Genomic DNA, 12,555 nt, shown 5'->3' with positions numbered 1-12,555 from the left:
TCAGATTAATTTGTAACTTTGTGAAGTATTGGAAATGACAATAGCATTGTCGGGCAAAACGCCGAAAAAAACACTATGTTTATTCATTTGCGAGGTTGTATAAATACTCTATAAAATATTGTAAATGTGGTAGTTACTAAAACGAAAAACGTACTGGTGGCACCACGAATAAGAAAAGCAAAAAAGAGAAAATCCCTGAAAGTCAATCACTTTCAGGGATTTTTCTTTTCTCACGAAAGTGCAAAATGGGGCGAAAAATAACGTTCTTGGTGGCGTAATCGGTGACTTTTTCGAGACTATTAAAAATAGTCACCAATTCGATTCTAATTCGCTGGTATGCTGTGTTTTGCATAAGTTTAATTCAGGCTTATTTCCGTAATTTTGAACCATTAAAATTGAAAGGAAATGAGAAGAAATTCATTTGGAGTTTTGTTCTTCTTAAAGAAGAACCAGTTGCTTAAGAGTGGAGAAGCTCCCGTAAGCATGAGAATCACTGTCAATGGACAACGTGAGGAGATTCGCACGAAAAAAAGTATTAACCCTTCGCTTTGGAAAGGAAAAATAGATATGGCAAAGAAAAACGGAAATATAGTAGAAGAGCCTTTGTTAAGTGTAATAAAAGTTGCTTCCATATTCTTTTATTCGTATTTGTTTCTTGCCACAAAAATACCCATAAAAAAACACCTGACAAATAGGTTGACAGGCGCTTTTCAAGGAGTTCTTGTAAACCCAAGTAACTGATGAATATGTTGAATTTAGGAAGATATATTATAGGTATCCCAAAGAAATCGTAGATTTGTAGATTAAGTAATTCAAAGCTTAGAATATGTCTATTACAAAGCAGATCAAAAAACGCAAATCCGTGCGCAGTTACACCGGAGAGCCGTTAAATGAAGAATGTGTCGATCGTATAAACAACTATATCGGGCAACTGAATGCCCCGTTCGGGACAAAAGCAAAGATACAGTTAATCAGGGCAAAGACAGGCGATCAACCGGTCAAACTCGGAACTTATGGGGTGATAAGCGGCGCGACAGATTTTTTACTTCTCATAGGCGAAAGAGGCGTCATGTCCGAAGTTGGAGCGGGTTATATGTTCGAGCAGGTCGTTCTCTACTGTACCGAATTAGGGCTTGGTACCTGCTGGCTGGGTGGGACATTGAAACGGGATGATTTCTTAAAACAAATTCAACTCTCCGAAGGCGAAGAACTGATCGTCATTTCTCCTGTCGGGTATAAAAGAGAAAAGCGGACACTCTTGGAATCCATCATGCGCGCAGGAGCAGGAAGTGACAAGCGCAAACCTTTCGGTTCACTGTTTTTCAATAACACCTTCGGAACCCCTTTGACAGAGTCAGATGCCGGCGACTATAAAACTCCGCTGGAAATGCTGCGGCTCGCTCCATCAGCAAGCAATAAACAACCCTGGCGTGTGGTGATGAAAGACGGAGCTTTCCACTTCTACTTCCAAGCCGGACACTTCTCTGCAAATGATATGGGGATTGCCCTCTGCCATTTCGAACTTACCTGCAATGAACTGGATTTGAAAGGACATTTTGAAAGAATGTCCGATGTCTCTTCTTCAAATGATATGGGATACGTAACATCCTGGATAATAGAATAACCAAGACATACGAAAAGATTGCCTCCTACTTAAATTGGGAAGACCGTGGACAATTACTCGTCCCCGGCGTCGACGCCAAAGGCGATATAAATACCAAAGGACAAGACTACCTCAAATCAGCCAAAGCGCTTGGACTTACATTGTAAGTAGCGTTGGTTTGATCAAAATTATGCACTGAAATTTTATTGTCGAATGGCATGGTCAGTACTGTCCATGCCCTTCGACAGTACTGATGATGCGGTTCGACGGTACTGTCCATGCGCATGGACAGTAAAATTCCCCTTTTTCTTTGCTCCTATCTCCTTGTTCCTTTCTTTTTTAATTCCCTATCTTTGTCCGAAATAAATCACAAGTATGGCAGAGCCCTTTAAAAATATGTACAACGAGCAGTTCTTGGACCGATTCACGAAGGACTTGAAGCTCGTTATTCCCGACTTGGATACCCGTGCATTCGTGTCGCAGGTAATGGATAAGGACTGGGAAGAGCGGGAACTCAAACAGCGCACCGCGCATATGGCGACAGTATTAAAAAAGTTCTTACCGGCCGACTACAAAGAGGGCGTCGCTAAAATACTTGAACTACTGGATCTCATAGAACCTCGCTATCCACATTGTTCCCAAATAGACGATACGAAGTTTGGTCTGCTGTTAGAATATGGAGGGGTCTTGGATAATTACGTTGAACAATATGGCCTGGACGATTACGAAACCTCTGTCAAAGCCATAGAGCGGATCACTCAGTTCAGCAGCTGTGAGTTTGTTACCCATCCCTTTATTATCAAATACCCCGATGCGATGATGGCGCAGATGCTCGTCTGGTCGAAGCATGAACATTGGGGAGTCCGCCGATTGGCATCCGAAGGTTGCCGCCCGCGCCTGCCCTGGGCAATGGCTCTGCCGAATCTGAAAGCCGACCCCGCTCCTATCCTTCCGATACTGGAAAACCTCAAGAACGACCCGGCACGGTTTGTGCGCCTGAGCGTTGCCAATAACCTGAATGACATAGCCAAAGACAATCCCCAAGTAGTGATTGATCTGGTAAAAAGATGGCAAGGAGAGTCGGAAGAAGTCGACTGGATCATTAAACACGGCTGCCGGACACTCCTCAAACAAGGCAATTCGGAAGTGATGGAATTATTCGGCCTGGGTTCGACGAAACAGATAGCGATTAAAGACTTCCGGATCGCAACACCCCAGGTGAAAGTCGGCGACTCGTTGGAGTTTCGTTTCAACCTATTGAACAACGGTAATAAGAAAGCGAAAATAAGACTCGAGTACGGTTTGTATTACCAAAAGGCAAACGGTACGTTATCGAAGAAAGTCTGCAAGATCAGTGAGAAAGACTACGCCGCCCTATCAACCACACGTATCAGCCGCAAACACTCTTTTAAGGTCGTGACCACCCGCAAGCTACACCCCGGACTTCATCAGGTGGCTGTTATCATCAACGGAAAAGAGTTTGAGAAACATGATTTTGAACTAAAAGAAAGCTAAATTTGGCAAGAATAGAGATTAATAAATCAAAAACAGAACAAACATGAAATTCAGCAACGTAAGACTATTAGTCAAAGACTATCGCAAATGTTTCGACTTTTACAACCAGCAGCTTGGCCTGGAGGCCGCCTGGGATGTGGGTGACTGTTATGCCAGCTTCAAAGTAGCCGACGGAATAGAAGGGCTTGCCCTGTTCACCTCCGACTATATGGCTCCTGCCGTTGGCAATGCCGACAAGGCGCAACCCGTTGGATACCGTGAAAAGTCGATGATCTCCTTTGAAGTAGAAAATGTAGACGAGACCTATCAGGCGTTCCAGGCAAAAGGACTTAAATTCATCAATGAACCCATGGATATGCCCGGCTGGGGAATGCGTGTTGTGCATCTATACGACCCGGAAGAGAACCTGATCGAATTATTTACTCCACTTAAAGCAGAAGTACCAATCTGTCAAAGCTGTGGTATGAATATGAAGTCCGTCGAAGAGTTCGGAACCAATGCCGATGGAACCCCCAATCAGGACTATTGCCACTATTGCTATCAGAACGGCGCATTCACCCGCGACGTAACAATGGACGAGATGCTGGAGACTAATTTGAAATACCTCGATCACTGGAACAAAGAAACAGGAAACAACTTTACACCGGATGAGGCACGCCCCATATTGCGCGAGTTTCTATCCTCCCTCAAACGTTGGAAGAAGGATTAAATATTTATCCGTTCGCGTATTTTCTTCCATGCGTGTGTATCGAATAAGCTGCTTTCCCGCATGGTGTAGTACATTTCTTTAAATCGCGAGATAGGTATCACGAAACTTAAGATATCTGCTTCTACATAAGGGCGGACAGAAGGATCGAAAAATCCGATGAACGTTCTCTTTCCGCCCTTGTGATTCTCAACAACCACATTGGTTACTACAGCCGAGCAGCCGGAACCGAACATGGAGGTTACCGCATCTTCCGAATTGTTGTCGAAATAAGCCCATGTTGTCAATCCGGATAGTATATCGGGTGTTGCCAAAAACAAGAGACCTTCCACCTTGTCAAACGTTTCAACCTGGTCTATGCGTGTAAAATTCAGATACTTCCGGTTGGTAAGCGGTACGCCAAGCTGTTCAATAAACTCAACGACCATTTCGGGTGTCTTTTTATATTTTTCCTTCAGCGAAACGAAGTTGGGTACCCGTTCGGGCATTTCGGTAAATCCGGTATAGAACTTTCCTCCTCCGCAACCGATCACTTCAGCATTCAAACTTATGGGATTCCCTTCTCTAACCGTTTTCAGCCCTTTGAAGAAACAACCATTTATCTTTTCGGTATCGGCAAGCGCGATGTCGGAATACCAGAACACTATCGGCAGTTCGGCTTTTTCGCCGAATGCTTCCCTGTAATTGTCAATAAATACTTTTACTTCCATAATTCTATTATTTTTTTTTCTTCTTCCATGGTTTTTGTACCGATATGATGATGATGATCAGTAATAAGGCTGTTTGAATACTGCCCCATATCTGTGTCATGCGAATGTTTTCAAGAAATACCGGATCTGTCAAGGCGGCATCGCGAAGTTGGTCGGCAATAAGGACATTATTGTTGACACAAGGTCCAAGCACAAATGTCCCAAATAATATTTGCAGGATTGTCATGATCCATTTTACAATGATCCACGGATGCTTGAAGAACCCCCAGTTTGTCCATATACTATAAATCAATCCGGTAATAAATGCCCCGATTGCTCCGCAGATAATGAAATAATCGTCTACTATCTGCAATATCCGCGAACGCATATAGAGTTCATCACCCGATTCGGGATAGGTGGTAAAGACCAATAAGCATAAAGTAAGACCTCCTACAATCCAACAAAAAGCCAGTAGTATGTGGCACATTTTAAGGATTTTCACTCCTTGTGGACTTAGCTTCTTCATAATGTTTTCTTTGTTATATTTTGATAGATCATTTTCAGCATAGAGAATAGCTGTTCCCGGCTTTCTTCCGAAAAACCGTCAAGTGCCTCCTCTATAATTTGATTCGCTATTTTTAAAACCTGTGGCATAAGTTCACGTCCCTTATCCGTTATGCAGACTGAATTTTTTAATGTGCGCACCTGTTTGCGAACAGCCAACCCTTTGTTTTCGAGGTTATCAACCGTTCTTTTAATGGCAGCCGCATCTTTAGATATCATATTCGCAATCTCCAATTGACTCATCCCGTCATGGAAGTATAAAATTCGTAACACAACAAACTGAGAATGTGGCAAATCAATGTTATTCTCTATCAATGCTGCATTAAGGGCTTTGGATAAGGCTAATGAAGCCATGCCCGTCAGTAATCCTAAAGAGTAAAAATCATTCATAATATAATCTTTTCACAAAGATAACAAATATATTGATTGGTCAATACATAATACGAGGCGCGCTTTGGAAGTATTTATTCTTCAGGAGTTATTGGGCTATTGTTACCTTTTTCCCTTTCAGGATACTGATTGTGTAGCAAATCAATCCGGCCCAGACAAAGGCGAAGCAGATCAGATATTCAATGCCGAAGGTCTCACCGTAGACAAAAATTCCGAGCAATAACTGGAGCGTCGGGCTCAGATACTGGATGAAACCCATGGTTGATAAAGGGATTGCCTGTGCCGACTTGCCGAACCAGAAAAGTGGGATCGCCGTGACCAATCCGCTCAGAATCAGCAATGCACTTGTGATGCCCGACGAAGGGAAGAACGGGATTGCCGCATTACTTTCTGCCGTATAAAACAAATAAGCCAAGGCGAACGGGAAAACCACCATCGTCTCTACTGTAAGTGCAGGCATGGACTCGAGGTTCGCTTTCTTCTTCAACAGTCCATACAGCCCGAACGAAACGGCAAGCACGAGTGAGATCCAGGGAAACTGCCCATAACTGATCGTAAAATAAGCGACCCCGATAAGTGCCAATACGACGGCGATCTTCTGCATCGTCGCCAATCGCTCTTTCAGGAACACATAACCCAGAAACACATTCACCAACGGATTGATATAATAGCCCAAACCCGCCTCAACAATATGATTATTGGACACAGCATAGATATAAATTCCCCAGTTGGCGCTGATCAGAAATCCGGCCAGCCCAAGGCGCAACAACAGTTGGGGCTGTTTTATATAATGGATAAACGTTTGCCGGTTCGTCAATAGAACCCAGACAAGGAGAAAGGCGAACGACCACACAATACGATGCGCCAATACATTCACGGCAGGCACTCCGGTAATGGCTTTCCAGAATATAGGGAATAATCCCCAGGCGACGTAGCAAGCCAGGGCATATACGATACCCTGGTTGTAACTCAATTTCTTTTGCTCAAATGACATGATCCGGCAGCGGCATTTATTTTCTCAGGATCTTCTCCATAGCCTTGCCTTTAGCCAATTCGTCGATCAGTTTGTCCAGGTAACGGATCTTGCGGATCAGTTCGTCTTCAATCTCTTCGACCCGGTAGCCACATATCACACCTGTAATCTTTGATACGTTAGGATTCAGCGCCGGCGCTTCGGCAAAGAAGTGTTCGAAATCTGTATGATTGTCGATTTGTTGTTGTAAGGTCTGCGCGTTATAACCGGTCAGCCAACAGATAATTTCATCCACCTCCGCTTTCGTACGTCCCTTCCGCTCCGCTTTTTGCACATAAAACGGATAGACGCCGGCAAAAGACATCTTGTATAATTTCTGATTCGTATCCATTGTTTTACTGTGATTCTACTGCCCGATTCCTTTGTAGATAAAGCCGAGGGTCTCGAGTTCTTTTTTGTCGTAGAGGTTACGTCCGTCCAGGATCAGGTTGTCGTTCATCACCTTACGCACGACTGTCCACGAGGGCATACGGAAGACTTTCCACTCGGTAACGATCAACAAAGCATCGGCTTCGTTGACCACGTCGTAGATATCCTGTCCGTACTCGATGCGATCGCCCAGGATACGCTTTGCTTCCGGCATGGCGATAGGGTCGTAGGCCGCCACCTTGCAGTTCCATTCCAACAGGCGTTCGATCAGTGCCAAAGAGGGAGCTTCGCGGATATCATCGGTCTCCGGCTTGAAAGCCAAGCCCCAGACGGCGATCTTCCGGCCTTCGATCACACCGTGGAAGTGGGTGATCAGTTTTTTGAATAAGACTTGTTTCTGTTCGGCATTGACATCTTCGACGGCTTGCAGGATACGCATCGGGTAATGATGATCGTAAGCCGTCTTGATCAATGCTTTCACATCTTTGGGGAAGCACGATCCGCCATAACCGCATCCGGGATAGAGGAAACGGCTACCGATACGGTTGTCGGAACCGATGCCTTTGCGCACCATATTGGCATCGGCGCCTACCAGTTCGCAGAGGTTCGCGATATCATTCATAAAGCTGATGCGGGTAGCCAGCATGGCGTTGGCAGCGTATTTGGTCATCTCAGCGGAAGGGATATCCATAAAGATCACCCGGAAGTTATTCAGCATAAAAGGACGATAAAGGCGGGCCATCAGCTCCTGTGCCTTGTCGCTCTCCACGCCAACGACCACCCGGTCGGGAGTCATAAAATCTTTGATAGCAGCGCCTTCCTTGAGAAACTCCGGATTGGAGGCAATATCAAATTCGATGGATACCCCTCGCTTCTGTTGTTCTTCCAGAATCACCTGTTTCACTTTCTTTGCCGTCCCCACCGGAACGGTACTCTTGGTTACCACCAGGATATATTTCTGCATATACTGCCCTACGGAACGCGCCACATCCAATACGTACTTCAGGTCGGCACTGCCGTCTTCATCCGGCGGAGTCCCAACGGCACTGAAAAGCACATCGACTTCATTGATGATTTCTTTCAATTCGGTAGTGAAATGGAGCCGCCCGGCTTTATGGTTGCGCACGACCATCTCTTCCAGGCCCGGTTCGTAAATCGGCATGATCCCCTTTTTCAGGTTCTCCATCTTCTCGACATTGATGTCCACACAATAGACATCGGTTCCCATTTCAGCAAAACAAGTTCCGGTCACCAGCCCGACATATCCTGTTCCTACTATCGCTATTTTCATATTGTGTACGGTTTATGACTTTAAAGTCCACAAAAGTAATACTATTCGGGAATATTCCCCCAAATATTCCTACTTTTGCATTTGATAACATGAATTAATCAAGGCTTCGGCATACTAAAGCCTGGCGGTTTTCCGTTGGGTATATGAACAGAAATACGGACATAGAATAAACAGACATGGTGCAATCCTATATAAACAAATATTTTTTCTTTCTATTCATATTCGCTTTCGTCTTTGTCATTCTGTTGTATTATACTATTGGTTTCCAGTTTACCGATGAGTTGACAACGATGTTCCTATTCATTCTCTTTCTGTTTGCCATGTTTAAAACCCCTGACTGGGCTTTCAATAAAGTATTTTTACTCACCTTAGGAATCTTCCTTTTCTACACGATTTATTCGCTTTGGATTGGCAGTAACGCAAAAAGAGCCATATTTAACGACCTTATCATCCAGTTGAAACCTTATCTGGGTTTCTTTTGCGTATACCAGTTAAGGCCGGTATTAAATAAAAGCCGCAAGTCATTATTCAAAGAAATCACCCTGCTTTTCTGGTTTATATTTCTCTTACCCATAGGACTGATAGGAGCATTCAGCGAGCCGTTTATTGAAATATTCATGCGTCACCCGGCCATTTACGGCATTGCGATTACGATTACCGGATTATGTTATTTATACAGTTCGGACTATAGCAAACGGGATAAGATAATATTCATGCTGCTGCTATCGATCGGCATCATAAGCGGGCGTTCGAAATTCTATGGTTTCTTTGTTTTGTCGCTCTTCCTGGTTTTTTTGCTCAAACCAAACGCACATTTCAAACTCTCGATGAAGAACATCATGATCTTCCTTGTACTCTTCGGACTGATGTTCTACGTCGCCTGGGAAAAGATTTATATCTATTTTGTTCAGGCGCTTACCGACAACCCGGATGTAGACAAAGATATGATGGCCCGATTTGTTATTTATCGGGTAACTCCGGAGATCCTGACCGATTATTTCCCTTTCGGCACGGGTTTTGCCAGTTTCGCAACTCACTCTTCCGGCATCTTTTATTCGGGAACATATGCCGAATATGGGCTGGATAACGTGTATGGATTAACCAAAAACAATCCGAAATTTGTTTCAGACACCTTTTACCCTTCCTTGGCTCAGTTTGGAGTGGTGGGGGTTATTCTCTATATATTGTTCTGGTTGTATATATTGCGAAAAGCATTCTCCTATTTTAAGGCCGATCAGCAGCGACAACTGAAATCGCTGGTTATTGTGATTCTTATCACCGGATTTATTGCCATTGAGGGGACTACCGGTTCTACGTTTATCGCGCAAGGAGGTCTTTTTGTCATGATGTTATTGGGATTGATCCTATCCGACATGAAGCATATCGCAGAAGAAACACCCCAACGTACAATATAATGGGTAACAGGCTGACATATATCGACATCGCAAAAGGGATTTGTATCATACTGGTTGTGATCGGCCACTTTCAACCGGCAAACACCCCTGCCTGGTATATGCAACTGATCGATATTATTTACACCTTCCACATGCCCCTATTTATGTATGTCAGCGGATTTGTATATATGAAATTCAGGAAACCGGTAAAATACACTCCCTTTATCTGGAAGAAATTCAAACGACTGATGATCCCGTACTTTCTGATTTCTATCCTTATCATCTCTTTAAAGCTCTTGGCCGAAAGAGGGATGTATGTGGAAAATCCGGTCACACTATCCTCTGTTTATGAGACACTCTACCTCCCGTCTGCCGGTTTCTTTCTATGGTTTGTATATGTCTTGTTTCTTATTTTTCTTATCATTCCATTCTTTGATACGGCAAAAAAGATTAACATCTTATTGTTTATTGCCCTGATACTGGTATTGATCCCAGTGAAAACAACAGGATTATTCTGTCTGGAACAACTGAAAAACCATCTGTTCTATTTCGTATTGGGATGTTTCATTTGTCAATATCAGGCCGTAAGGGATAAGATCAGCCGCATTCCGGCATGGGCCATTCTGTTCGCTTTTTCCATTATATATCTTCCAACGACTTCAATCTCCCCTCTCGGAGATAGTCTTTTAGCCGGAAAGGTGTTTTCTTTAGGATTAGGTGTTTTAGGCATTGCGTTCGTTATCAACCTATCCCGTTTTATTGATTCGAAAATGGCTGCTGCCCGAAAGATCTTCCTGCATTTAGCGGTCTATTCTTTTACGATTTACCTTTTCCATACCACTTTTCAGGGACTTGCCAAATCGGTCCTTCTGAAATTTCACTTAACGGAATACCTGGGAGATTCCGCGGCATTCATAAGTTCAATCCTTATAGTCAACACGATAGGAATCATCGGTCCCATTATCCTTTATCTTTTGGATGCAAAAAGAGAAAAGATCATGAAGAAGTCTTCGTAATATTCGTAATAAATAAGAACATTTCCCGTTATAATTGTACACAAAACTTAAATACACAGAAAAACAACATCAGAATCAAGAATGGCCCGAATAGTATTAGTAAATAAGTTCTATTATCCGCGCGGAGGCGATTGTATCGCCACGATCGACCTGGAAGCTTTATTGAAAGCCAACGGCCATGAAGTGGCGATGTTTGCGATGCAACATAAAGAGAACCTTCCCAGTCCGTATCAAACCTATTTCCCTTCGGAGGTGTCCTATTCGAGAGAGACTAAGACAAGCAAAATAAAAACAATCACCCGTCCATTGGGTGCCAAAGAAGTGAAAGAGAAATTCAGCTTATTGCTTGACGAATTCAAACCGGAGATTGTTCACCTGCAAAACATCCATACGCAATTATCCCCCGTCCTGGCTCAAATCGCTCACAAGAGAAAGATTAAAGTGATATGGACATTACACGATTACAAATTACTCTGTCATCGATCGGATTGTTTACGCAATGATATACCCTGCGAACGCTGTTTCAACCGGAAATGGGAGGTCTTGAAGTATAAATGTGTGAAAAACAGCTTTATGGGCAGCCTATTGGCCTATGCCGAATCGCTCAAATGGAACAGAAAGCGGTTGGAGAAATATACGGATCGTTTCATTTGCCCGAGTCATTTCCAAAAAGAGAAAATGATTAGTGGAAAATTTTGTGCCGATAAAATCAGCGTGTTAAGCAATTTCACGACGATTAATACAGGCGGGTTTGATAATTACGAGAAACAAGATTACTTTTGTTATGTAGGACGTATCTCGAAAGAAAAAGGGATAGAGACTATGATTAATGCGGCCATAAAAGCACGTATTCATCTGAAGATAGCCGGAAGAGGTCCTCTCTTTGAGGAATTAAAAGGCAAATACAGTTCTTCGCATATCGAATTTTTAGGCTACCTGAATCAAACAGGAATACGAGAGTTATTGGGCAAATCCCGGGCGATGATCATGCCCTCCGAGTGTTATGATGTCAATCCTATTTCTGTGATTGAATCGTTGGGTTTGGGAACACCCGTGATAGGATCTCGCATGGGAGGTATTCCTGATCTTATCGACGAGGGGATCAACGGTATGCTTTTCGATGCGTGGGACACAGATGAGTTGGCAAAGAAGATGACTGAGATTGTCAATGGCCATAAGTCGTTTGATTATAAAGCTATTGCGAAAATATCATCCGAGCGGTTTTCTCCGGAGAAGTATTATCAGCAATTATTATATATCTATTTGCACACATAATGAAACAACTAATTACGAAAATAATTCACCGCTTGGGAAAAGAGAATTACCAATTGGATGAATCGCTTACCTCCTCGGATCTTTTGAAAATCGTATGGGAGAAAGGATGGAGTGTGATCCGGGGGATCTTATTCCTGAAACCGTTCCTGAGTCAGTCCGAAGGGCTTATTTTCATGGGGAAAGGCGTGAAAGTTAAATATAAAAACAGAATCCGGACAGGTCGGACGCTCACATTGGGCGATCACGTCGAAATCAATGCATTATCGCGCCAGGGCGTCACGATCGGCAATAATGTTTCGATCCTGAAAAACACAACTATCGAATGTACGGGAGTGATACGCGAACTGGGCGAAGGATTGACGATCGGAGATCATGTGGGTATATCCCAAAATTGCTTTATTCAGGTACGGGGAATAGTTGAAATCGGATCGTATGTTATTTTTGGTCCCGGCGTATCCCTTTTCTCCGAGAATCATAATTTCGACCGGACGGATGAATATATCATCAATCAAGGCGCCACCCGTAAAGGCATAAAAATCGGCGATGGAGTGTGGATTGGCGCCGGAGCAATCGTCCTGGATGGCGTGACGATAGGCGAAAATGCGATTATTGCAGCCGGAAGCGTAGTCAGTAAAGATGTTCTTCCCTATACTATCGTAGGAGGAATTCCTGCCAAAACAATAAAAAACAGAAAAGAAGAGTGACATGAC

General features: G+C 43.5%; 14 protein-coding genes and 1 pseudogene. 9 read left to right on the top strand and 6 right to left on the bottom strand.

What is annotated here, in order from left to right; all coding sequences use genetic code 11:
* Positions 1–405 precede the first annotated feature (405 nt).
* The 5 genes and pseudogenes from M2133_RS09985 (at position 406) to M2133_RS09965 (ending at position 3,827) form a co-directional block, all read left to right on the top strand.
* Entirely contained in the window at positions 406–741 is a 336-nt protein-coding gene (locus M2133_RS09985; RefSeq protein ID WP_277465979.1) for an Arm DNA-binding domain-containing protein, read from the top strand.
* Between the two features lie 85 nt (positions 742–826).
* The gene (locus M2133_RS09980; protein WP_277465978.1) at positions 827–1,624 is read left to right on the top strand and encodes a nitroreductase family protein; all 798 of its coding nucleotides are present in this window, start codon (positions 827–829) and stop codon (positions 1,622–1,624) included.
* Between the two features lie 354 nt (positions 1,625–1,978).
* Positions 1,979–3,118, top strand: coding sequence for a DNA alkylation repair protein (locus tag M2133_RS09975; protein ID WP_277465977.1), 1,140 nt, complete (start codon positions 1,979–1,981; stop codon positions 3,116–3,118).
* Between the two features lie 43 nt (positions 3,119–3,161).
* Positions 3,162–3,548: pseudogene (locus tag M2133_RS09970) on the top strand (VOC family protein); the annotation flags it as partial.
* A gap of 15 nt (positions 3,549–3,563) precedes the next feature.
* Positions 3,564–3,827, top strand: coding sequence for a zinc ribbon domain-containing protein (locus M2133_RS09965; RefSeq protein WP_277466078.1), 264 nt, complete (start codon positions 3,564–3,566; stop codon positions 3,825–3,827).
* Here M2133_RS09965 and M2133_RS09960 read toward each other — a convergent pair.
* The 6 genes from M2133_RS09960 to M2133_RS09935 all read right to left on the bottom strand — a co-directional run bounded on the left by M2133_RS09960 (position 3,824) and on the right by M2133_RS09935 (position 8,160).
* The gene (locus tag M2133_RS09960) at positions 3,824–4,534 is read right to left on the bottom strand and encodes a DUF169 domain-containing protein (protein ID WP_277465976.1); all 711 of its coding nucleotides are present in this window, start codon (positions 4,532–4,534) and stop codon (positions 3,824–3,826) included. The two genes, M2133_RS09965 and M2133_RS09960, sit on opposite strands and share 4 nt — an antisense overlap.
* 7 nt (positions 4,535–4,541) lie before the next feature.
* Positions 4,542–5,039, bottom strand: coding sequence for a DUF2269 family protein (locus tag M2133_RS09955; protein WP_277465975.1), 498 nt, complete (start codon positions 5,037–5,039; stop codon positions 4,542–4,544).
* Positions 5,036–5,467 carry a MarR family transcriptional regulator gene (locus M2133_RS09950; RefSeq protein ID WP_277465974.1) on the bottom strand — a complete coding sequence of 144 codons (432 nt, stop codon included), beginning with the start codon at positions 5,465–5,467 and terminating at the stop codon, positions 5,036–5,038. Before M2133_RS09950 ends, M2133_RS09955 begins: the two co-directional genes overlap by 4 nt.
* A gap of 88 nt (positions 5,468–5,555) precedes the next feature.
* Complete coding sequence (gene rarD, locus M2133_RS09945; RefSeq protein ID WP_277465973.1) at positions 5,556–6,461, bottom strand: EamA family transporter RarD; 906 nt, start codon at positions 6,459–6,461, stop codon at positions 5,556–5,558.
* Between the two features lie 16 nt (positions 6,462–6,477).
* The gene (locus M2133_RS09940) at positions 6,478–6,831 is read right to left on the bottom strand and encodes a DUF2200 domain-containing protein (protein ID WP_277465972.1); all 354 of its coding nucleotides are present in this window, start codon (positions 6,829–6,831) and stop codon (positions 6,478–6,480) included.
* 15 nt (positions 6,832–6,846) lie between these two features.
* Positions 6,847–8,160, bottom strand: a complete 1,314-nt coding sequence (locus M2133_RS09935) for a UDP-glucose/GDP-mannose dehydrogenase family protein (RefSeq protein WP_277465971.1) — start codon at positions 8,158–8,160, stop codon at positions 6,847–6,849.
* Positions 8,161–8,336: 176 nt separating this feature from the next.
* On the opposite strand from M2133_RS09935, the gene M2133_RS09930 reads away from it, so the two are divergent.
* The 4 genes from M2133_RS09930 (at position 8,337) to M2133_RS09915 (ending at position 12,549) form a co-directional block, all read left to right on the top strand.
* Positions 8,337–9,575 (top strand): O-antigen ligase domain-containing protein, encoded by a 1,239-nt coding sequence (locus tag M2133_RS09930; RefSeq protein WP_277465970.1) that lies wholly within the window; start codon positions 8,337–8,339, stop codon positions 9,573–9,575.
* Positions 9,575–10,570 carry an acyltransferase family protein gene (locus tag M2133_RS09925; RefSeq protein WP_277465969.1) on the top strand — a complete coding sequence of 332 codons (996 nt, stop codon included), beginning with the start codon at positions 9,575–9,577 and terminating at the stop codon, positions 10,568–10,570. Before M2133_RS09930 ends, M2133_RS09925 begins: the two co-directional genes overlap by 1 nt.
* 81 nt (positions 10,571–10,651) lie before the next feature.
* Positions 10,652–11,845, top strand: coding sequence for a glycosyltransferase (locus M2133_RS09920; protein ID WP_277465968.1), 1,194 nt, complete (start codon positions 10,652–10,654; stop codon positions 11,843–11,845).
* Complete coding sequence (locus M2133_RS09915; RefSeq protein ID WP_277465967.1) at positions 11,845–12,549, top strand: acyltransferase; 705 nt, start codon at positions 11,845–11,847, stop codon at positions 12,547–12,549. The genes M2133_RS09920 and M2133_RS09915 overlap by 1 nt, the downstream gene beginning before the upstream one ends.
* The last annotated feature ends 6 nt before the right edge of the window (positions 12,550–12,555 follow it).

It is taken from the genome of Parabacteroides sp. PF5-6, from assembly GCF_029504695.1.
GTDB lineage: Bacteria > Bacteroidota > Bacteroidia > Bacteroidales > Tannerellaceae > QVMG01.
The sequence above is the reverse complement of the archived record's forward strand: the minus strand, read 5'-3'. Positions and strand labels throughout refer to the sequence as shown.